Here is a 21857-nt window from a genome sequence, read left to right on the forward strand (position 1 = left end):
ATCTTGCAGTTTTTTCTTCTGCCTGAAAACAAAAAAAGTTTGACCCGGTTGGGTCAAACTTTTTTATACGCAAGTGTTATTATTCTTTTCCGTTCCAGCAGTATGTGCATACTTTTTCACGGGGCAGGCCGATGGCTTCCAGCAGACCATCCAGAGACTGATAGCCCAGAGAGGAGAAGCCGAATTTTTCGCAAATGGATTTCAGCAGACATTTGCCTCTTTCTGTGGAAGCATCTGTATATTCCTCCAGATGAGCATCGCCGGCAATCCCTTCCAGTTCATGGATGATGCGGCGGGCAAGCAGGTCATCTTCGGAGCCTTTGCTGGTGAAGTTCAGGAATTTACAGCCATACATGATGGGAGGACAAGCGGAACGCATATGTACCTCTTTTGCATGGGAATGATACAGGAAATCTACAGTTTCTCTCAGCTGTGTGCCGCGGACGATGGAGTCATCTACGAACAGCAGCTTTTTGCCTTCGATCAGTTCGGGTACGGGAATCTGTTTCATTTTTGCCACACGGTTACGAATCTTCTGGTTGGCAGGTGTGAAGGAACGGGGCCATGTGGGGGTATATTTTACAAAGGGGCGGGCATAGGTCTGGCCGCTCTGCTTTGCATAGCCCATGGCATGGGGAACGCCGGAATCAGGGATACCGGCCACATAATCCACATCGGGCAGCGTGCCGTTGAGGGCTTCATCGCGAGCCATGATCTCGCCGTTTTTATAACGCATCACTTCAACGTTGACGCCTTCATAGTTGGAGTTGGGATAGCCATAGTAGCTCCACAGGAAAGCACAGATTTTCATTTCTTCCCCTGCAGGCTTCAGGGTTTCATAGCCTTCGGGGGTGATCTTTACGATTTCGCCGGGGCCCAATTCATATTCATTTTCATAGCCCAGTTTCTGATAGGCGAAGGATTCAAAGGAAACGCTGTAGCCTTCTTCGTCTTTGCCGATCAGCACAGGCAGTCTGCCCAGGTTATCTCTGGCAGCAATGATCGCGTCATCTTCTGTCAGGATCAGCAGGGTCACAGAGCCTTTGATGATTTCCTGAGCATATTTGATACCGCTGATGAGGTCTTCCTTCTGGTTGATGAGGGAGGCGATCAGCTCTGTTTCGTTTACCTTGCCGGAGGAAAGGGACATAAACTGATGCCCTTTGTTGAATTCTGTCTGAATCAATTCCTCTGCATTATTGATGGCACCGATGGTGGTGATGGCATACATCCCCAGATGGGAACGCACCAGCAGGGGCTGAGGGTCGGAATCGCTGATACAGCCGATACCTGCGCAGCCTTCAAAATCATGCAGGTCGTTTTCGAATTTTGTACGGAAAGGTGTGTTTTCAATATTGTGGATCTGACGCTGGAACCCTTTGCTTTTGCTGTGGAGCGCCATACCGCCTCTTTTTGTACCCAGATGGGAATGATAGTCTACGCCGAAGAAGATATCCAGTACGCAGTCCTGCTTGGAAGTTACGCCAAAAAAGCCGCCCATGTTTTGCCTCCTTATATCAAATAAAATATCCATTCTGTTTCGATTTCGAGGGAATTTTCCCTAACCTTTTTTATTTTAAATGAAAAAAAAGGGGAATACAAGAGAAAATGGATACAGTGTATGGCGAAAAAGACGTCCAAAAAAAGGGGTTTTTCGTCAATATGTCGGGCGGGATACTTTTTGCACAAGAAAAAAATCCGTTGCCGTCGGAGAATGTAACAGTTTATCCTTTTCCTGCCGGGATACAAATTTTACTTTTTTGCAAAAATACACTCTGTTTTATGGATAAAATTCAGGAGCGGTAATCGCATTTCTGACAATGTACCATCATATGGCCGCTGTCTTCTTTATAAAAAACGCCGGACCATTGGCAGATGCTCTGCAAAATGGGCACAACGGAAATCCCTTTTGCGGATAAGGAATATTCCACACGGGGCGGAATTTCATCGTAGGATTTCCGCAGGACGATATCATTGGCGATCAGGGCTTTCAGAGCCGCCGCCAGCACAGCATCTGTAATATTGCCCATTTCTTTTCGCAGCTCGCTGTAGCGCAAAACCTTTTTTTCGGCCAGTACACAAATAATTCTGGAATTCCATTTTCCGCCGAAAATCTCGAGGCCATATTCCAATGGACACCGAATGTCTTTGTCCAGTTTTCTTTGATACATTTGCATTTCCTCCCTCCGGCTTTTTTCAAGCGCATCTGTTTGTTCTTTTTAAACTCAGTATATGAAATTTGCTTTTGCAATACAAGTCACTATTTTATTTCATAGTGACTATGAAATAAAATAGAGGCTCATAAATTTCCTAATATATTGCCAGCCCCAAGTAGATTTCCTATACTGAGAACAGCTTGATCGAGCAAACGGCAAATTTCATTGGAAGAATTTGGAGGTGCTTTTTATGATGAATGAAAATGTGAAGAATCTGCTGAAATCCAGTATGTGGGATTTGGCTACCTGTGCAGAGGGGGAGCCCAATGTGGTGCCTGTGGCATTTAAGGATGTGACCGGGGACGGCAAGCTGGTTGTTGGGGATGTTTTTATGGAAACAACTTTAAATAACATCAAGGCAAACAATGGCAGAATCGCTGTCTCTGTTTATGATGGCCAGAGCCTGGAAGGCTATCAGATCAAAGGGACGGCTGAATATGTGACCGAAGGCGCCGTTGTGGATACCTTTAAAGCCATGGTGGAAAAAATGTTCAATGGTGCGGCTACAGCCAAAGGGGCATTGGTGATCACACCGGAAAAAATCATTGTAACAACACCCGGCGCAGAAAACAAAAAAGTTCTGTAATCCCCGAAAAGCGGCGGGAGAAGATGAAAAAACCGCCGCACTTATTTTTGCACAGAACAAATATGAAGAGGACAAAGATGAAATCTGAAAAAGCAGTGATAGATGTGAAAAAGTGCGTGGGATGCGGAGCCTGCCTTGCTGCCTGCCCCACACAGGCGATCGTTATGAATCCCGGATGGATCAGCCGTGTGCAGCAGGAAAAGTGCATAGGCTGCGGAACCTGTGTGGCGGTATGCCACAGAAAAGCTCCCCGTCTGCAGGGTCATGCCATATCATTATCCTCATAAAAAACAAAAATGAACTGGTAAAATTAGAGCGTAGAATAGGTATCTGCTGACATACAAAATAAAAAAAGTCGAAACCCTTGCAGATCAGGAGTTTCGGCTTTTTTGTTTATGCAAAATGTTCCGGATGGATTCCTGACCATCCTGTCTGGGGCATGGTCATCAGCCGATAGATATCCTCCAATTCCAGATCGAAATCGAAGAGCTCCAGATTTGCTTTCATCCGCTCCGGTGCGGAAGATTTGGGCAGAGGCAGCACATTATTCTGCAGACAGAACCGCAGGCAGACCTGGGCAGGGCTTTTTCCGTATTTTTTCGCCAATTCCAAAATCAGAGGGTCATCCAGCAGTTTCCCCCTTCCCAAGGGGCTCCATGCTTCTGCCTGTATGCCGTGGGACTGACAGAAAGCCACAGTGGCATGCTGGGGATAGCCGGGGTGGAATTCCAGTTGATTCACCATAGGCATAGTGTTGGCGGTTTTCATCAGATGCAGCAGATGCTGGGGCAGGAAATTGCAGACGCCAATGGCACGAACAGCCCCTTCTTCATAAAGCTGTTCCAAGGCCTTCCAGCTTTCTGTTACCAAAGGCTTCCAATCTGCGCCGGGGTAGGGCATGGGCCAATGGATGAGGTACATGTCCAGATAATTTACCCCCAAGTCCTTCAGAGAAGCTTCAAAGCTGGCCATGGTCTTATCATAGCCCAGCTCTGTTTTCCATACTTTAGAGGTCAGGAAAATTTCCCGGCGGGGAATGCCGCTGTTTTTTACAGCCCGCCCCACTTCTTTTTCATTTTCATATCTTCTGGCAGTATCCAGATGGCGATAGCCCGCCTGCAGTGCATCCAGAAGGATGCTTTCTTCTTTTACCAGATAGGTGCCGAAGCCCAAAAAGGGCAGTTCTACACCGTTTTCCAAAACGAATCCTTTTTCACCGATCATATGATTCCTCCTTATTGCAAGTTTTTCTCTTTCAAAAGAGAGCGAGCCTGTTCTGTCAGAATTTCTTTTGTATTTTTTTCTGGCTCCTGCAGAACCATTTCCAGCAGCGTCCCAAGGAGGCTGCCCAGTTCTTTCCCCCGGGGGGCGCCGATCTCCATCAGGTCTTTGCCGGATACTTCCAGGGTCTTCAGGGTCAGGCAGTTGCCGTCTGCCAAAATCTTTGCAAATAATGCTTTGCTTTCCCGATGGGGGGAAGCGGGGCGCAGGATGGATTGCAGCAGCAAAAGCTGTTCTGTGGCTTCTTCGCCAATGATGCTGACCAGTTTTCGCAAAGGGTAGGCTTCTGTAGGCACATCCTTGGGCAGATATTCCAACAGCAGGCAGACCCGTCTCAGGGTATGATTATCAAATTTCAAGCCTTTTAGAAAAGCCTTGGCTTCGGCGGGTGTATAATCCTGCAAAACAATACACCAGCGGAGCAGGGCATTCTTGGGGCAGGCGGAAAGTTCATCCAAAATGCGCTGGCTGTGGGCAATCAGCCGGGCAGACAGGGTTGGGTCGATCTGGGCCAGCAGGCCGCTTTCCCAAAGGAGGGGCATTTTTTCCTGAAAAGGAGAAAGCCATAGCTTTTCCAGCTCCTCCCGAATCCGTTCCACGCTGATTTTCTGGATCAAAGCCGTATTGGCACAGAGGGCCGCCCAGGTTTCCGGTTCAATGGCAAAGCCCAGCTGTGCCGCAAAGCGCACACAGCGCAGCATCCGCAGGGCATCCTCCTGAAAGCGCAGGGCAGGGTCGCCCACCCCGCGGATGGTTTTTGCCGCAATGTCCTCCTGTCCATGGAAAGGGTCTCGGAAGCCTTCAGCAGGGTGATAGGCGATGGCATTCATGGTGAAATCCCGGCGGAGCAAGTCCTCCGTCAGGTTTTTGGTAAAGGAAACGGCATCGGGATGGCGGCAGTCGGCATATTTGCCGTCCACCCGATAGGTGGTCACCTCGTAATTTTCTTTATGCAGCACAACGGTGATGGTGCCATGCTGAATGCCTGTATCGAAAGTACGGTCAAAAAGAGCCTTTGTTTCTTCGGGCAGGGCAGAAGTGGTGATATCCCAATCCTGCGGGATGCGCCCCAGGATAGAATCCCGCACACAGCCGCCTACGATATAGGCTTCGTGGCCGTTTTTGTTCAGGGTATCTAAAATCAATGCCGCATCTGCGGGTATGGTAATTTTCAGTTTTCGCAAAGGGAAACCCTCCCATCCAGATAAAATTGATAGATTTGCCTTAGTATACCATAAACAGAAGCAAAAAAGCAGACTTTTTCATCATCAAAGGGATGCAAGTCTGCTTTTGCTAAGGAGTCTATTTGATATCGCCAGGCGTTACTTCCCGTTCCGCTTTATTGAAATCAATCAAAATCTGGCAGGCATAGTTGTCATCTCTGGTATCTCGGACTTCCGCTTAGGCATAAAATGATAAAATACGTATGAAAATGATGGGTTAAGAAGGTATCTTATTTATCAAGCACTTCTACCTGAATGGATTTCACAGCCTCTTCCATTCTTTTGACATCCTCGGGGCGCAGGTTGATATCGATACATTTTGCGGTATCTTCTACACTGGATGCTCTGCGCATACCCACCAGAAGGCTCATTCTGTCATATTGCGACAAAGCCCATGCCTCCACAAGGGCTGCATAGCTGCACTGATATGCTTCGCACAGGGGTGTCCAAATTTCAAAGGCACGGCGCAGGCCTTCCTTACGGGCTTCTTCCGTCCAAGGCAGTCTGGAACGAATGTCGGTTTTCTGAAACTGCTTGTCCATAAACTGGGGAGAAGTCAGGAAACCTTCTTCCAATACGCCGTAGGTCTGGAATACAGTGTTGTATTTTTTACAGGTTTCAAAATATTCTCTGCCGTGGAAAGGGGAAAGGATGCTGAAAAATTCCTGCACAACAGATGCACCAACAGAACCTTTTGCAGCAGCCTTTTGATATGCATCCAAATCGGCAGGCTGGCTGTTGGAAAGACCATAGGTGCGGATTTTCCCTTCTTGAATGAGTTCTTCCAAGGCACCCACGGTTTCTTCCACAGGGAAACTGCCGCAGACATAATGTACGATGACAGAATCTAGATAATCCGTCTGCATTCTGCGGAGAGAGTCCTCCACGTCTTTTTTGATCGCCGCAGGGCGGGTATCATTATTGACGGTATAGCCATCCCGTTCATAATGGAAATTTCCGCCTTCGTTCCGCCAGTTCAGGGAGCATTTGCTCTGCAGGACAAAATCCTGCCGCCGGCCCTTCAGTGCTTTTCCCAGCAATTCTTCGCTGACACCGGTACCGTACACGGGTGCAGTATCAATATAATTGATGCCAAATTCCCGGCAGGCATCCAGCAGATTTTTAGTATCCTCCACCGTAGAATCCCTGTCTGTCCATACACTGCCGCCGCCAAGCCCCCATGTGCCCAGTGCAACAGCAGAAACATCGATATTTGTATTTCCAAGTTTCTGATATTTCATGATATCCCCTCCATTGATTGCTGCAAGTTACTCTGTATCCATCATAGCACAATTCTGAAAAATTGAATAGAGATAGCCCCAATTCCATTGCAGAGCAGGCCTAAATTTACAAAAAATTATTTTTAAAAAATATGTTGACATTTGGAAAAGTTAGTGGTATTATATTCCCTGCAGTTGAGATGTGCGCCCTTAGCTCAGTTGGTAGAGCAACTGACTCTTAATCAGTGGGTCCAGGGTTCGAGTCCCTGAGGGCGCATCTTATAAAGGAGAGGCGGGTTAAGCTTTATGCTTGGCTCGCTTCTTTTTTTATGCCCGCAGGGCTTTGCCGAATATTTAGGCCACCTTGGTGGTCTTTTTTGATTGCCTGTTCCATAGAATGTTTCAGAGACGATTTTTGGTCGGGAAGCAGGGGGAGTGAATATGGAGGAGATCTACGAAAAAATATTGTGGGAAGGATACGGCCTGCATTTTAAACATGGCACAAGGACGCGAACGGGGCTGGTCTGCCGCACGGATCTGGGCGTGCGGGAATTGAAAAAGCCCCGGGGCAGTATGGACAGCCTGCGCCTGGCCTTCGATGTGAAGGAGCAGCTCAGAAAAAGGGGCTTCTGCAATATCAGCCGATTTTACTGCGCTTTGGATGGGGAACCTTTTTATTGTTATGACGGGGTGCTGTATCTGCTGGAGGATGTGATGCCGCAGGGGGTTCTGGAGGAAGACAGTTCAGCCGCTTTTATCCGGGGGGCGGATACCTTGGGGCAAATGCACAAGGCGGCAAAGGGCCTGCAAAGCAGAGCTGCCCGCTGGGAAAAAGACCGTCTGCCCAGGCTGTATGCCAAACGGCGGAGCGAACTGGCGAAAGTGCGCCGGCGAAATGACAAACGGGGCAGCTATGATGCCATTGATCTGCTGCTGCTGCAGTATTACGACCAATATATGGCCCAGGCGGCGGAAGCGGAGGAATTGCTGCGAAAAGGCGGCTACGGTGAAGCCGTGGAAAAGGCGGAGAGGGAAGGGGGCTTTTGCCATAATGCCTATAAGGGAGAAGCCCTCCGTTTGGATGAAAAAGGGCGTATTTTTGTGGGAAATTTTGATAAATGCACCACGGAGCTGCCCCTGGCGGACTTGGCTGCTTACTTGAGAAGATATCTCAAAAAGACCGATGGGGCAGAGGCAGGCATCCACGCCATGCTGGAAAGTTATGGGAAGCATTGCCCCCTTTCGGAAAAAGACCTGACCCTCCTGCAGGGCATGCTGGTCTATCCGGAAAAATTCCTGCGGCTGGTCAATGAATACTACAACCGGCGCAGGGCCTGCGTTTCCCCTGCCATGCAGGAACGGCTGGCAGCGGCAGCCAGAGAAGAAGAAAACGGTGTAAAACTGAAAAATATGGTTGCTGGGGGCTGTTGAGAGGAGCAAAGGCTTCTCTTAACGGCCTTCCTTGTGTTTTTTCTGTTGCAACTTCTCTGTGAAGGGATTAAAATAGAGGATGAAGAACTCTGCGAAATTTTCCCCGAAGGAGGAGAAACAGATGAAGGATTATCATTTCCAAAAAGATAATCAGGATTTTGACCAGACGGTGCGTCTGGATACCATAAACGAAAAAGTAAAAGAACTGAAACAAAACGATACCGATGATGAACTGGGCGATGCCAATGCTTTTTTGGATGCCTTTGAATCGGAAAAATTTGATACGCCTATAGAAGAACAGGCGGAGGAGGAAGAACTGGGCAATACCCGGCAGACTGTGCCTGTGCAGCGCCCCCTGCCCCCGGAAGAAACGGACGAAGAAGAATGGGAAGAATACGATGAAGAGGGAGAAGAAGGCTATTTTGGCCTGAGCAAAAAAACCGTCACCCTGTTGGCTGTGGTGGGGGTTCTTGCCTGCATCCTTGGGTTTTCCCTGGTGCGCTGCGGGTTCCACCCCAGCAAGGCCCCGGTGGCCCTTTCCGGAGAGGCTTCCCCCATGCTGGTGAAAGAAATTCTGGATGCGGAAGAATTCATCGTTTACGATATCTCCGCTGGAGAAAAAAAGCCCCTGAAGCTGACGGAAACAACAAAGATGATCGAAGAAGGGGGGCGTTCGGTTTCCTCTGGCGGCATAAAAGTGGGCGATCTTTTCCTGGCAGAATTGGATGAGAACGGGGAAACGGTTCTTTCCATTGATTACAGCAGCCCCGCCATCGAAACGGAAGAAGTGACCGGGCTGGAAACGGATACCAGAAGACAGACCCTTTCCGGTGAAGAGGAAACCTATGAATATGATAAGGCAACTTTGTTCCTTTATGATGCGGAAGAGATCGACCCGGCGGATCTGGAGCCCTGTGATGTGCTGCTGCTGAAAAGCTATGAAGATATCGTCTGGTCTGTGGAAGTGCAGGAATATCATGGTTATATCCTTGTAGAAAATGCAAAGAATATCAAAAACGGTGAACTGCAGCTGGATGAAGAGGAACCTGTCTCTTTGGAAGAAGGCATGCGGATAGCCGCAAAGGAAGGCAGACATACTGTGACGGTGACTGGTTCTAATATTGAGACCAGAGAGGACAGCATTCTGGTGGAAGCCGGCGGGGAACTGGAATATGATCTTTCCAAGGCCCAGGAAAAGGTGGGTGTCATCATCGTCAATGCCAATGTGAGCAACTATAAGCTTTATATCAACGGTGCAGCGGCGGAAAGCCCCGCAGTGCTGCCCTTGGGTGAATATGATCTTGTGATCTTAAAAAATGGCTATACGGAATGGAACCAGCATGTATCCCTGCAGCAGGATAGTGTGACCGTCAATGCGGAACTGCAGCGGGATATCCAGTATGGCACCTTGACCATAACGGCCGATGTGGATGGTGCATGGGTCTATATCAACGGTGAGGAATATGGCGTAGCGCCGATGCAGGTGAACCTGCCCTATGGTTCCTATAATGTAATGGTACAAAAGAGCGGCTATGCTGATTTCCGGCAGACCATCCAGATTCAGGGAAGCACGGCAACGCTCCACGCAACCATGGAATAAAAGCAGAGTGATTGAAAATAGAACTCAATGTAAGGAGGAAGAGCATATGGAAGAATATCGCGTAAGATACCAGCAGTGGCTGGATGACCCCTCTATTGATGAGGAAACAAAGGCGGAACTGAGAAGCATCGCCAATGATGAAAATGAGATTAAGGAACGTTTCTTCAAGGAACTGGAATTTGGTACCGGCGGCCTGCGGGGGATCATCGGCAACGGCAGCAACAGACTGAACCAGTATACCGTAGGGAAAGCCTCTCAGGGGCTGGCAAACTATATCAAAAAAGAAGGCACACAGGCAAAGGGCGTGGCCATTGCCTACGATTCCCGTTTCATGTCCCCCGAATTTGCGGAAGTGGCAGGGCTGATTTTTGCGGCAAACGGCATCCCTGCTTTCGTGTATCCTTCCCTGCGCCCCGTTCCCATGCTTTCCTTCGCGGTCAGAGAATTGGGCTGCACGGCGGGCGTTGTGCTGACAGCCAGCCATAATCCCCCCGAATATAACGGCTATAAGGTTTACTGGGCAGATGGCGCCCAGGTGGTAGCCCCCAGAGATAAAGGCATCATCACAGAAGTAAACGCTGTAACGGATTTTGGTCAGATTCAGCGGATGGATAAGGCAGAAGCTGTAGAAAAGAAGCTGTTCAACCTGATTGGCGAGGAAGTGGATGAAGCCTTTGACAAAAACGTACAGGCACAGCTGATGTGCCCCGATATGATCCAGCGCATGGGGGACAAGCTGAATATCGTTTATACCCCTCTCCATGGCTCCGGCAATCTGCCTGTTCGCCGCAATCTGGCAAAAGCAGGCTTCAAAAATGTTTATATCGTAAAGGAACAGGAACAGCCCGATTCCTCCTTCTCTACAGTGGATTACCCTAACCCCGAAGATACAAAGGTATTCGTTCTGGCCCAGAAGCTGGCGGCAGAGGTAGACGCCGATGTGATCATCGGTACTGACCCTGACTGCGACCGTGTGGGGGCTATGGTGAAAAATGAAACCGGCGAATTTGTTCCCCTGACCGGCAATATGGTGGGGGCACTGGCAACAGAATATATCCTTGCCCGCAGAAAAGAACAGGGCAGACTGCCGGAAAACGGTGCTGTTATCAAAACCATCGTAAGTACGGAAATGATTGCACCCATCTGCGAAGAATACGGTGTGAAGAAAATCGACGTTTTGACAGGCTTCAAATTCATCGGCGAACAGATCAAGGGCTTCGATGAGACAGGCTCCAACACTTATCTCTTCGGTTTCGAGGAAAGCTATGGCTGCCTGGCAGGCACCTATGCAAGAGACAAGGATGCTGTCTATGCTTCTGTGATGATCTGTGAAATGGCGGCTTATTATAAAGAAAAAGGCATGACTCTCTACGAAGCACTGCTGGCTCTGTATGAAAAATACGGCTACTATCGGGAAGGCGTAAAATCCATGACTATGAAAGGTCTGGAAGGCATGGCTCGCATCCAGCTCATCATGAAAACCTTCCGGGAAAATACTCCTGCGGAACTGGGCGGCTATAAAGTTGTCGTTGCGAAAGACTATAAGACACAGGTGTTCAAAAACCTGGTGACAGGGGAAGAAAGCGGCAGCCCTCTGCCCGTTTCCGATGTGCTGCATTATACTTTGGAGGATGGTACATGGGTTTGCATCCGTCCTTCCGGCACAGAACCCAAGCTGAAATTCTATATCGGCGTGAAAGCGGACAGTCTGCAGGCTGCCCAGGATAAAGTGGCTCTGCTGGATCAGGATATCGAAGCAAAGGTTGCTGCAATTTAAGAAAAGAGAATAGGAAAAGCTCCTCGCAGGAGGCGCATCCTTAGAGGAAACTGTTAAAATAGTAAAATAGGATGAATCCTTAAACTTTTGGGATTCATCCTATTTTTTTAGAAGAAGACTGTTTTTTAGAGAAATATTATTTTCAGACGAAATCTATGGAAAGAAAATCATCATCTTTTTTGATTGAATTTATCAAAACATTCAATATATTCGATATTGAAATAGAGGTATGAAAATGGTATTCTTTTGATACATCTTGGAAAGGAGTCGGGAAAAATGGAAGAAAAGAAAAAAATGCTGCTGGCAGATCTGTCGCTCCTGCTGGCGGCGGCTTGCTGGGGTGGGGGTTTTGTGGCAGGGGATATTGCTGCGGAAAATTTTCCGCCCTTTTTTATCATGGCAATTCGTTTTACGGGGGCAGCTCTTTTTCTGGGGATCTTATTCCGCCGCCATGTGAAAAGCAGCACCAAGGCGGATTGGAAGGCGGGAGTGATTTTGGGAAGTCTCCTTTTTATTGCCCAGCCCATCCAGATCATTGCTTTGCGATATACTTCCCCCTCTAAACAGGCGTTTCTGATCACCACTTATGTGGTCATCGTGCCTTTTATTTCCTGGTTGGTGCTGCAGAAACGGCCGGGAATCAAGGCGTTTTTGGCGGGGGCGCTGGCATTGGCAGGCATTGGGCTGATTTCTTTCAGCGGTTCTTTGGGTATGGAACTGGGGGATGGGCTGACGCTGCTGTTTTCCCTGCTCTATTCTTTTTTGATCGTTGCGACAGGCATTTTGGCGAAGCAGGTCAATCCCCTTGCCATGTCTTTTTTTCAATATCTGACAACAGGCATTCTTTCTATTGGAGCAACGCTGCTTTTCGAGGAAAAAACTGCGGCATATCCTGCGGCAGGCATTGGGGCACTGGCCTATCTTCTGTTTATCAATACGGTGGTGGCTTATACGCTGCAAAATGTAGCCCAAAGGTATACTTCTGATACCCATTCGGCGGTGCTGATCTCTACGGAATCGGTCATCGGGTATTTCTGCGGCGTTGTGTTGTATGGGGATCCCTTTACACCGAAGGTGCTAATCGGCGGGCTGATCGTATTTTCCGCAGTGCTGCTTTCCGTGGTGGAATGGGGGAAAGTTTTGCATCTCCATAAAGAAAAAGCCTGAAATTGGATACCCTTTGGGGATAGAATCACAAAAAAATAAACCCCAGTATCTCACAAAATGTGAGTGCAGGGGTTTGTTTTTTTTAAATTGGGGTCAAGGGCATCATGCCCTTGCGGGGGTTTGAGGGCAGAGCCCTCAAGGTCTTAGTGTACCAATCAAGCGGCATCCTCAAAGAATTGCTTATGCCATACCAGGAACATATAGACCGTCCAGATCTTGCGGCTGTTGTCCGCCTTGCCGGCCTTATGCTCGTCCAGATATTTCATGATTTCATCTACTTTAAAGAATTCCTGGGCAGCAGGGCTATGGAAGGCTTCCTTTACGATGTTGTAATATTTATCTTCCCGCAGCCATACACGGATGGGCACAGGGAAGCCCAGTTTCTTCTTTTCCGCCACCATATCGGGCAGATAGCGGTGGGCTGCCTGCCGCATGGCATATTTTGTATTTTCCTTGTTTACTTTATATTCCGGAGGCACCTTGCGGGCTACATCAAATACCACTCTGTCCAGGAAAGGAACACGCACTTCCAAGGAATGGGCCATGCTCATTTTATCTGCTTTCAGCAGGATATCTCCGATGAGCCAGAAATGGATGTCGATATACTGCATTTTTGTCACATCGTCCAAATCCTTCACCTTATCATAGAAGGGCTTTGTCAGCTCCATGTGGTTGTATTTGCCTGTAGGGTTTTTCAGGATGCGTTCCCGTTCTTCCTCATTCAGCATGAAGGCGTTGCCGATGAAACGTTCCTGCAAATCTTTACTGCCGCGGATGAGGTAGTTTTTCCCCTTCATTTTGGGCAGCTTTTTTGCCACTGCGCCCAAGCCTTTGCGGACAGGGCGGGGCAGGCGGGTCAGGGGCAGCAGGTCGTGGGGCTCTCGATAGATATTGTAGCCGCCGAAGAGCTCATCGGCGCCTTCACCGCTCATGCAGGTTTTGACATACTGGGCTGCTGTGCCTGTAACAAAATACAGAGCAATGGCGGAAGGATCTGCCAGGGGCTCGTCCATATGATACTGCACGCTGGGGATGGAATCCCAATATTCCTGTTCAGAAATCAGCTTACTGTGGTTCTTGATCTGGATTTTTTCAGAAAGCGCCTTGGCATAATCGATTTCATTATATTTTGCGTAATCGAAGCCCACGGTGAAGGTCTTATCTCCGTGGAAGCAGGCAGCTACATAAGAGCTGTCTACGCCGCTGGAAAGGAAGGAACCAACCTCAACATCGGCAATTTTATGGGCCTGAATAGAATCCTGCATAGCAGCATCGATTTCTTCTACATACTGTTCCAGAGATTTGCTGTGATCGGGCTCGAACACAGGCTCCCAATAGCGTTTGATGTCCATTTTGCCATCCTTGAAGGTGAAGCAATGGGCAGGCATCAGCTTGAAAATGCCCTTGAAGAAGGTTTCTTCCAAAACGCTGTACTGAAAGGTCAGGTAATTTTCCAGGGCAACGGGGTTTACTTCTTTTTTTACATCGGGATGCTCTAAAATGCTTTTGATTTCAGAAGCATAGATCAGGTTGCCGTTGACGATGGTATAGTAGAAGGGCTTGATGCCGAAGAAATCGCGGGCGCCGAAAAGGGACTGGTTTTTCTTATCCCAAATGACAAAGGCAAACATCCCCCGCAGCTTCTGCAGGATATCTTCCCCCCATTCCTCGTAGCCATGAATCAGAACTTCCGTATCGGCACGGCTGCCCATCACATGACCCTTAGCTTCCAATTCTTCACGAATTTCCTGATGATTATAAATTTCACCGTTGAAGGTGATGACCATATCTTTTGTTTCATTATAAATAGGCTGATGGCCACCCTCCAAGTCCAGAAAGCTCAGCCGGCGGAAGCCCATGGCGATGCCGTCGTCAATATGGGAGCCGCCGCTGTCGGGGCCACGGTGGATGATCTTATTTTTCATGTTTTCCAATATTTCTTCGGGCGTAGCGATCTGCCCGGTAAAGCCGCAAAAGCCGCACATATCTTTTTCCTCCTTAAAAACCGAAAAAGGCGAATTGCATAAAACTACAAATTAACTGTAGCACAAAGGGGTGGGAAAAGCAACTTACTCAGGGGATTCTGTTGCTGTTTTTGGTTCTTCTTTTTCGTTTCTGCCGAAGAGTTCGGAAAGGTATTTCAGGCCATCGGTGAAGCCTTCCTGCCACCAGTCGAAGGCAAAGGTGAAGCCCCAGTTGCCCGCGGAAGTGCCGGGGATATTCATTCGATGTTCTGTCCCCAGGTTCAGCACATCCTGCAAAGGAACGATGGCCATATCCGCAGGGGAAGAAAAGGCCAGTCGGATCAGATCCCAGGCCACATTTTGCCCGTCCACGTTCATATAGCGGCGGTAGTGGTCTTTTTCCGCCTCCGGCGCTGCCGCATACCAGCCGCGGCAGGTATCATTATCGTGGGTGCCGGTATATACAACGGTATTTTTATCGTAGCTATGGGGCAGGTAAGCATTGTTTTTATCCTGCCCGAAGGCGAACTGTAAAATACGCATGCCGGGGAAGCCTGCGGCATCTCTCAGGGCTACAACCTCATCGGTGATGATGCCCAGATCTTCTGCGATCAGGGGCAGCTTGCCCAGCTTTTCCTCCAAGCGCTGGAAGAATTTCAGACCGGGGGCCTTCACCCATTTGCCGCCCCGGGCATCCTCTGCCCCAAAGGGCACTTCCCAGTAGGCTTCAAAGCCCCGGAAATGGTCGATACGGAGGAGATCCACATCCCCCAGAGTTTTTTGGATACGGGAAGTCCACCAGGCAAAATCTGTTTTTTCATGCTGTTTCCAGTCGTAAAGAGGGTTGCCCCAAAGCTGCCCTGTTTCGCTGAAATAATCGGGGGGTACCCCTGCCACACAGGTGGGGAAGCCTTTGCTGTCCAGACGGAACAGCTTCTGATTTGCCCATACATCGGCACTGTCATAGGCCACGAAGATAGGCGCATCGCCGATGATGGAAATACCTTTTTCGTTGGCATAGGCTTTTATGGCCTGCCATTGTTTCTGGAAGATATACTGCAGGAAGGTTTCTTTTTCAATGGCTTCTGCCAATTCTCTTCTCCATTTTTTCAGGGAGGCGGGATTGCGTTTTTTCAGCCCCCTGGGGAAGGAATTCCAATTGGCGCCGATATAGTAGTCCTTCTTCTGTTTTTCTGTCAGGGGAAGCCCTTCACATTCTGCTGCAAAAGCATCAAAATTTTCTGTGGTTTCCTCCGCGGCACGTTCGGCGCGGAAATGGTTTTTCAGGGCCACAAACAGCACATAATCCTCCAGCCAGAAGGCATTTTTTTCGCAGAATGCAATGTAATCCTCCGGCTTTTCCGCTGCTTTAAAATTCTGGAAGGCCTTTTCCAGCAGGGGCAGCTTGACAGCGGCGGCCTTTTTATAATCTACCCTTGCGGCGGGTTCAACTTTTGCAGCGTTCAGGTCATCCGCTGTCAGCAGGGCATCCTTTTCCAGTTCTTCCGGGCTGATGAGGAGGGGATTGCCGGCAAAAGCGGAGCAGCTTGCGTAAGGGGAGCCGCCATCATCGGCGGGCACCAGGGGCAGAATCTGCCAAAGGGTCTGGTGGGCTTCTGCCAGTTTATCGATGAAGGTATATGCCGCCTGCCCCAGATCGCCCACGCCGAAAGCAGAGGGCAGAGAGGTGGGATGCAGCAGGATACCGCTTTTTCTTTTGGTCATAAAGTTACACTCCTTTATATTTGGGAAACAATTTTTTGAAAAAATTGTTTGTATATTTTGAAATGACTTATCGGAACTTTTATTATATCAATATTTTTATTCTTTCACAAGATTTGAGCGGCTTATTCTCTTTTTTGGCTTTGTCAAAATCTGTCGCCTGTGCCAGAGAAAGTAACGTTTTTTTCTCTCCAAACAGCAAACAATAACAGAGCAATCCAAAAGCATTGCAAAAATAAAAAATGAAATCTGGGAGGGATTTTATGTTTGGCAGAAAAACAGGACTTTTTACGGTGCTGGCGGTGGCAATGATGCTCTTCGGCGGCTGCGGCAATGCCGGGGCAAACCTGGGCGGCACCAGAAACGGCAGCAATGGGAGCTATAATGGTTATAACACAGGGACATATTCCAGCGGCGGCGCAGCCTACTGGGATGGTTATGGCATCAACAGCGGCAGAACATTGACCGGCACAGGCTATAATGGTGCCTATTATGACACTTATGGCACCAGAAACGGCGGCACCACCCTGGGGCAGGATATCCGGAACACATGGGATGACCTGACAGGCACCAACAATACCAAGACTACCAACACAAATACCAATGTGAGAACAAACAGTGTGGTAGACTGATTTTTTTAGAGAAGAGCGCGGAAGAACCCGCGCTTTTCTTTCTGGAAAGAATAAAGAAAGAAAAACTTTCCATACTAAAGGCGAAAGGGGGCGGCAGATTTGACGCAGAAATGGAAAAAATTGCTCATTGGCACAGTAACGGGCTTTGCCAATGGGCTTTTCGGCAGCGGCGGCGGTACTATCGTCGTGCCTGCCATGGAACGCTTTTTACAGGTGGAGGAGCATAAAGCCCATGCTACTGCCATTGCCGTTATTTTGCCCCTGTCCATCCTTTCCCTTGCCATCTATCTTTGGAAAACAGGCTTGGGGCAGGTGTGGCCCATCGCCCTTTGGGCATCGGCAGGGGGCTTGGCCGGCGGCGTAGTGGGGGCGAAGCTTTTGAATGAGGTCAGCGGCATCTGGCTGCACCGTATCTTCGGCGCATTCATGCTGGCAGCAGCTGTGAGGATGATTTTATGATGTGGGGTGTGGCGGCCATTGGCTTTTTTTCCGGCATCATCAGCGGCATGGGCATCGGCGGCGGGACGATCCTCATTCCTGCCCTGCTGTTTTTGACGGAGATCGACCAGCATCAGGCCCAAGGGGTGAATCTGATTTATTTTATCCCCACTGCTGTCACGGCACTCATCACCCATCAGAAAAAAGGCAATCTTTCCTGGAAAACGGCAAAGCCCCTTGCCCTGATGGGCTTGGCCGGGGCGGCGGCAGGGGCATTTCTGGCAGTATCGCTGGAATCGGAGATATTGAAAAAGATTTTCGGAGGGTTTTTGTTTTTGATGGGCTTGAGTGAGATTTTTAAAAAGAAAAAAGAGAAGAAAGGAGAAAAAACAAATGCAAAAGGATGATTTTATCAGGCTGAAGCTGAAATTTGCCCAGGCGGACGTAGCGGGGAAGATTTCTATTTATACGGAAACGCCGGGGCTGAGCGCCGCCCAGTATAAGGAGCTGCTGCGGATGTACCCCCTTGACCGGCTGAATGAGCTGGAAACAGCATTGGCGAAATTGTAGCGGAAAGGGCTGTCCCGGCGGGGCAGCCCTTTCCGGCAGAATGGGAAAGGATTTTCTATTTTCTATATCTTCCTGTTCAAATTTATGGTATACTTTACCTATCTGTAGGTATTTTTCGGAAATTGGAGGAAGGGGGCTGCAGCAGTATGGAACTGATTGAAAATTTATTTGTTGGCGGCAATGTGACGAATCTGGAAACTATCGTTTATAGCCTGCGCCGCGGTATCCCTGTGCTGCATCTTTATTGTATCGTTTATTTTGAGGACAGAAACCGTCTGGAAATTTTATCTTCTCAGGATCTGTTTCAGGAACGGAACCGCAATCGCCCCGGGAAAATTGCCGGCATTGCCATGGGCAGAAGGGAAACGGTAGATCTGCTGGTTTTTATGGCAGAAGAAGTGCGGAAAAACGGACGAAACCCCGGAAATCCAAAAGATTTGATTTTGTAAGGTGAAGAAATGAAAGCATTGTATCATGCCATGGGGCTGCTTGCCGCTTTCTGCCTGATGTTTACGGTTCTCATCACATCGGTAGAGGCTGTGGTCTATTGTAACGATGGCTATTTTGAAAAGGAATACAGAAAATATCATGTGCTGGAACGAGTGCATATGGAAATGGACGACCTGCTCTATGTGACCGATGAAATGATGGATTACCTGAAAGGCGGCCGGGAAGATTTGGTCGTAAATACCATTGTGGACGGAAAAGAACGGGAATTTTTCAATGAAAAGGAAAAACGCCATATGGCCGATGTGCAGGGGCTGTTCCTAGGCGCCATCAAACTGCGCCGCGGGGCGGTTGGAATCACTGGGCTGGCGGCGGCGGTTCTTTTGCTGAAAAAGCAGGGGCCGGTGCTGCTGCGGATGCTGCAGTGGGGCGTTGGGCTTTTTATTGGCGGCATGGCGGGGCTGGCTTTCTTGGCCGCTACGGATTTTACAAAGTATTTTACTTATTTTCATCTGATCTTTTTTGATAATGATGATTGGTTTTTGAATCCGAAGACGGATCTGCTGATCAATATTGTACCCGAAGGTTTCTTCCGGGATACAGCCTATACCATCGCGGCCTTGTTTCTTGCGGTCAGCTTTCTTCTCTGGCTGGGGGCGGGGCTGTTCAGGAAAAAGGCAAAAAACAAAGGAATGTTATGATGAAGGTTTTACTGATTTTGCTGGGAATTTTAAAAGGGATCGGCATTGTGCTGCTGGCACTGCTGCTGCTTTTCCTGCTGTTGGTGCTTGTGGTGCTGCTTTCGCCCATACGGTATCGGCTGGCGGGGGAAAAGAAGGCGGAGCTTTGCGGTTCTTTTGGCGTGTCCTGGCTGTTTGGAGCTGTCAAGGTTGACGGCGGCTATACTCCGGCGGAATCGCTGAAATTGAAGGTCAAGGTGCTTTGGTTCGACCTTATCGGCGGGGAGCCTAAAAAGAAAAAAGAAAAGAAGCCGAAAAAGAAGAAAAAAGCGCCGCAAAAAGAAGAACTGAAACCGGATCTGCAGGCGGCGGAAAAAACAGAACCGAAGAAAGCGCCTGCGGCGGCACAGGCGGAAGCCCCCCAAGGGCAGGAGCCCCTCAAACAGGAAGCGGAGAAAGCCGCGCCGCCCAAGGGGGAGAGGGAAGCGGCAGCCCCCTCCGCAGAACCGTCAAAGACAAGGCAGCAGCGGATGGAGCAAAAACAGCCCAAGACGGTGTTCCGCGTGAAGCTTTCAGAAATAGAGGAAAAGCCTCCCACAGAGGATATGGATATCCAACTGGAACTGGAAGAGGAGGATGCTGCTTTTTTCACGGGAGAAGCAGAAAAAGAGGAAAAGAAAGAAAAAGTGCCTCCTGTTGTGAAGGAGCTTTGGCACATTGAGGATAAAAAAGGCATTCTGAAAGCCCTGGGAAAACTAATGAAGCGGCTGATGAGGGGAATCCTGCCGGGAAATCTGTTCCTCAAGGCCACCATTGGCACCGGCGACCCTACTACTACGGGCTATATTTTGGCACTGGCGGGTATCCTGACGGCAAAATTTGGTAACGATATCCAGATCAAAGGAGATTTCACCAAAGCCACAGCTGAGGATATGGAAGTGCGGGTCAAAGGCAAGATTGTATTGGGCAAATTGATAGGGGCGGTATTGGCGTTCGCATTGGCGAAACCGGTACGAAAGGCCCTTCTGAAAATGATAAGATTCCTGAAAAAGAAAGATGAATCAGAGGAAAGGATACGGTGAAACGCATGAGCAAGGATTTTAATGAAGCGGTAGAAGTATTATTTCATAAAGTGGACGATCTGGTTTCTACAAAAACAGTAGTAGGGGAAGCCATTGTGATTGGCGATCTGACACTGCTGCCCCTGATCGAAGTGGCAGTAGGCGCAGGGGTTGGGGCGAAGGAAAGCGCAAATGCTGCCGGCGGCATGGGGGCAAAGATCACCCCTTCTGCCATTTTGATGATCCACCCCGAGGGCACACAGCTCATCAATGTAAAAAATCAGGATGCCCTGACAAAGCTGATCGATATGGCGCCCGGTGTGGTGAATAAGCTGAATTTCGGTGCTGTTTTCACAGGCAGGAATAAAAGCAAAGCGCCCAAAGAAGAAGTGAAATTTGAAGAAGAAACCATTGTGGAAGAATAAGATGCGCTGAGCCGAAAGGGGGAAGGCTCTCTAATGAAGGTTTTGATTGAATATTATGATAAAGATGTCCTGAAAAACATCGTGGCACCGCTGACACTGCGGCCAGATAAGGTGATTTATCTTTATGACAGAGGGATGGAGGATATGAATGTATTCCGTTCCTTGCACAATTGTTTTCAAAAAAGTATGCCCCATGTCATTGTGGAGCATTATCCGGTGGATATCAGTTCCGTGGAAAAGCTGCGGGCGGCCACCTGCCGGGTGGTGGAACGCTATGGCGGCGAAAACTGTACGCTGGAATTGACCGGTGGCAGTGAATTAATGATGATTGCCGGCTATAAGGCGGGAATGGAAACAGGGATTCGGATGGTGCATACAGATTTGGTGCAGCGCTGCATTACGGATATTGAGACAGATGAAAAGATTGCCGATACGGTGACGCTGACCCTGGAAAATTTTATTGATGCCAAGGGGGCCTGCTTTATGGGGGAATCCCATCGCCCGCCACGGCCGGAAAAATATGAATCCATCAATAAAATGGCGCAGTATCTGTTCCGTCATTTGAAGGAATGGAAACCCACCTGCAGCTGGCTGCAAACGGTGGCATCCCGTGGGCTGCCCCATGAGCTGCATATAGAAAGCCGCAGAGAAATCCATATGAAAAGCGGCAGACCCGTTGCGCCGGATGATGGAGTTTTGATGGAATTTCAGGAAAACGGGTTTATTGAAAACCTGGAACTGGAGAAGAACTGGATACAGTTTGATTTCTGCACCATGGAAGATAAGCAGTATGGCATCAACTATGGCGTATGGCTGGAGCTGTATGTTTATGTAGCGGCAGACAGCAGCGGCGTATTCGATGATGTAAAGCTGGGAACCATGATCGACTGGGATGCTTATGATGGCTTGAAGATCGGCGGCAATGAAATTGATGTGATGCTGATGGATGATTCCCTGCCGGTATTTATTTCCTGCAAGCTGCGGGATGCGGATACGGCGGCACTGAATGAACTGCTCATTGCAAAAAAACGATTGGGCGGCTGGTTTTCCAAGGGTGTGATCGTTACATACAGCAGAGAAAAACAGGAAAAGACCGGCACCTATGAACGCTGCAAGGAACTGGGGTTGGAAATGTTGGATGAAAGAGATATTCTGGCGCCGGATTTCCGGGAACGGCTGGTCAGAACCATCAGAGAACACGATTTGGTGAATCTGAAATGGAAAAAAGTATAGCGCTGGGTGCTAACTGGAAAGCAGGCTTTTGAATGGAGAGACAAAAGAATAAACAGATCTGTGGCTGAGGGCGACAGCCTGTTTTTTTCATCGGAAGGGAATGCCGCCGGCGGATTCCATGCAGGAACCCCTTTGTTTTCCGAACCCTTCCGGAAAATTTTAAGTGCTTGAAGTAAGGAGGAGA

General features: G+C 48.9%; 22 protein-coding genes and 1 tRNA gene. 16 read left to right on the forward strand and 7 right to left on the reverse strand.

The window, feature by feature from the left end; genetic code table 11:
- Positions 1 to 79: 79 nt before the first annotated feature.
- Both ACI39P_RS08290 and ACI39P_RS08295 read right to left on the reverse strand, forming a co-directional pair.
- Positions 80 to 1501 carry an amidophosphoribosyltransferase gene (locus tag ACI39P_RS08290; RefSeq protein WP_439720193.1) on the reverse strand — a complete coding sequence of 474 codons (1422 nt, stop codon included), beginning with the start codon at positions 1499 to 1501 and terminating at the stop codon, positions 80 to 82.
- 292 nt (positions 1502 to 1793) lie between these two features.
- Positions 1794 to 2171: a winged helix-turn-helix transcriptional regulator gene (locus tag ACI39P_RS08295; RefSeq protein ID WP_439720194.1), complete on the reverse strand. Its 378-nt coding sequence runs from the start codon at positions 2169 to 2171 to the stop codon at positions 1794 to 1796.
- Between the two features lie 235 nt (positions 2172 to 2406).
- On the opposite strand from ACI39P_RS08295, the gene ACI39P_RS08300 reads away from it, so the two are divergent.
- Complete coding sequence (locus tag ACI39P_RS08300; RefSeq protein WP_439720195.1) at positions 2407 to 2802, forward strand: pyridoxamine 5'-phosphate oxidase family protein; 396 nt, start codon at positions 2407 to 2409, stop codon at positions 2800 to 2802.
- 77 nt (positions 2803 to 2879) lie between these two features.
- Entirely contained in the window at positions 2880 to 3089 is a 210-nt protein-coding gene (locus ACI39P_RS08305; RefSeq protein WP_439720196.1) for a 4Fe-4S binding protein, read from the forward strand.
- Positions 3090 to 3195: 106 nt separating this feature from the next.
- Here ACI39P_RS08305 and ACI39P_RS08310 read toward each other — a convergent pair whose 3' ends face one another.
- From ACI39P_RS08310 to ACI39P_RS08320, 3 genes are all read right to left on the reverse strand, one after another.
- Complete coding sequence (locus tag ACI39P_RS08310; protein WP_439720197.1) at positions 3196 to 4026, reverse strand: aldo/keto reductase; 831 nt, start codon at positions 4024 to 4026, stop codon at positions 3196 to 3198.
- A gap of 11 nt (positions 4027 to 4037) precedes the next feature.
- Positions 4038 to 5267, reverse strand: a complete 1230-nt coding sequence (locus ACI39P_RS08315) for a CCA tRNA nucleotidyltransferase (RefSeq protein ID WP_439720198.1) — start codon at positions 5265 to 5267, stop codon at positions 4038 to 4040.
- A gap of 269 nt (positions 5268 to 5536) precedes the next feature.
- Positions 5537 to 6547: an aldo/keto reductase gene (locus tag ACI39P_RS08320; RefSeq protein WP_439720199.1), complete on the reverse strand. Its 1011-nt coding sequence runs from the start codon at positions 6545 to 6547 to the stop codon at positions 5537 to 5539.
- A 183-nt stretch (positions 6548 to 6730) separates the two neighbouring features.
- Here ACI39P_RS08320 and ACI39P_RS08325 point away from each other — a divergent pair.
- The 5 genes from ACI39P_RS08325 (at position 6731) to ACI39P_RS08345 (ending at position 12501) form a co-directional block, all read left to right on the forward strand.
- Positions 6731 to 6803, forward strand: a tRNA-Lys gene (locus tag ACI39P_RS08325).
- A gap of 164 nt (positions 6804 to 6967) precedes the next feature.
- Positions 6968 to 7957 (forward strand): hypothetical protein, encoded by a 990-nt coding sequence (locus ACI39P_RS08330; RefSeq protein ID WP_439720200.1) that lies wholly within the window; start codon positions 6968 to 6970, stop codon positions 7955 to 7957.
- A gap of 121 nt (positions 7958 to 8078) precedes the next feature.
- Positions 8079 to 9557, forward strand: a complete 1479-nt coding sequence (locus tag ACI39P_RS08335; RefSeq protein ID WP_439720201.1) for a PEGA domain-containing protein — start codon at positions 8079 to 8081, stop codon at positions 9555 to 9557.
- Between the two features lie 46 nt (positions 9558 to 9603).
- Positions 9604 to 11334, forward strand: a complete 1731-nt coding sequence (locus tag ACI39P_RS08340; RefSeq protein WP_439720202.1) for a phospho-sugar mutase — start codon at positions 9604 to 9606, stop codon at positions 11332 to 11334.
- Between the two features lie 276 nt (positions 11335 to 11610).
- On the forward strand, positions 11611 to 12501 hold the full coding sequence (locus ACI39P_RS08345) for an EamA family transporter (protein ID WP_439720203.1): 891 nt from the start codon (positions 11611 to 11613) through the stop codon (positions 12499 to 12501).
- Positions 12502 to 12656: 155 nt separating this feature from the next.
- Here ACI39P_RS08345 and asnB read toward each other — a convergent pair whose 3' ends face one another.
- Both asnB and malQ read right to left on the reverse strand, forming a co-directional pair.
- Positions 12657 to 14486: an asparagine synthase (glutamine-hydrolyzing) gene (gene asnB, locus ACI39P_RS08350; RefSeq protein ID WP_439720204.1), complete on the reverse strand. Its 1830-nt coding sequence runs from the start codon at positions 14484 to 14486 to the stop codon at positions 12657 to 12659.
- An 84-nt stretch (positions 14487 to 14570) separates the two neighbouring features.
- Positions 14571 to 16190, reverse strand: coding sequence for a 4-alpha-glucanotransferase (gene malQ, locus ACI39P_RS08355; protein ID WP_439720205.1), 1620 nt, complete (start codon positions 16188 to 16190; stop codon positions 14571 to 14573).
- 260 nt (positions 16191 to 16450) lie between these two features.
- Between malQ and ACI39P_RS08360 the strand changes: the two genes are divergently transcribed.
- The 9 genes from ACI39P_RS08360 (at position 16451) to ACI39P_RS08400 (ending at position 21673) form a co-directional block, all read left to right on the forward strand.
- Positions 16451 to 16819: a hypothetical protein gene (locus ACI39P_RS08360; protein WP_439720206.1), complete on the forward strand. Its 369-nt coding sequence runs from the start codon at positions 16451 to 16453 to the stop codon at positions 16817 to 16819.
- 99 nt (positions 16820 to 16918) lie between these two features.
- A complete protein-coding gene (locus tag ACI39P_RS08365) occupies positions 16919 to 17278 on the forward strand; it encodes a TSUP family transporter (RefSeq protein WP_439720207.1) in 360 nt (119 codons plus the stop codon).
- Positions 17275 to 17664 carry a TSUP family transporter gene (locus ACI39P_RS08370; RefSeq protein WP_439720208.1) on the forward strand — a complete coding sequence of 130 codons (390 nt, stop codon included), beginning with the start codon at positions 17275 to 17277 and terminating at the stop codon, positions 17662 to 17664. The genes ACI39P_RS08365 and ACI39P_RS08370 overlap by 4 nt, the downstream gene beginning before the upstream one ends.
- The gene (locus tag ACI39P_RS08375) at positions 17651 to 17827 is read left to right on the forward strand and encodes a hypothetical protein (RefSeq protein WP_439720209.1); all 177 of its coding nucleotides are present in this window, start codon (positions 17651 to 17653) and stop codon (positions 17825 to 17827) included. Before ACI39P_RS08370 ends, ACI39P_RS08375 begins: the two co-directional genes overlap by 14 nt.
- A 146-nt stretch (positions 17828 to 17973) precedes the next feature.
- Positions 17974 to 18276 carry a hypothetical protein gene (locus ACI39P_RS08380; protein WP_439720210.1) on the forward strand — a complete coding sequence of 101 codons (303 nt, stop codon included), beginning with the start codon at positions 17974 to 17976 and terminating at the stop codon, positions 18274 to 18276.
- A gap of 9 nt (positions 18277 to 18285) precedes the next feature.
- Positions 18286 to 18975 (forward strand): TIGR01906 family membrane protein, encoded by a 690-nt coding sequence (locus tag ACI39P_RS08385; protein ID WP_439720211.1) that lies wholly within the window; start codon positions 18286 to 18288, stop codon positions 18973 to 18975.
- Positions 18975 to 20036 (forward strand): hypothetical protein, encoded by a 1062-nt coding sequence (locus tag ACI39P_RS08390; protein ID WP_439720212.1) that lies wholly within the window; start codon positions 18975 to 18977, stop codon positions 20034 to 20036. Before ACI39P_RS08385 ends, ACI39P_RS08390 begins: the two co-directional genes overlap by 1 nt.
- 5 nt (positions 20037 to 20041) lie before the next feature.
- Positions 20042 to 20440 carry a GerW family sporulation protein gene (locus tag ACI39P_RS08395; protein ID WP_439720246.1) on the forward strand — a complete coding sequence of 133 codons (399 nt, stop codon included), beginning with the start codon at positions 20042 to 20044 and terminating at the stop codon, positions 20438 to 20440.
- A 33-nt stretch (positions 20441 to 20473) separates the two neighbouring features.
- The gene (locus ACI39P_RS08400) at positions 20474 to 21673 is read left to right on the forward strand and encodes a Card1-like endonuclease domain-containing protein (protein WP_439720213.1); all 1200 of its coding nucleotides are present in this window, start codon (positions 20474 to 20476) and stop codon (positions 21671 to 21673) included.
- Positions 21674 to 21857 lie beyond the last annotated feature (184 nt).

It is taken from the genome of Anaerotignum sp. (assembly GCF_051877975.1).
Lineage (GTDB): Bacteria > Bacillota > Clostridia > Lachnospirales > Anaerotignaceae > Anaerotignum_A.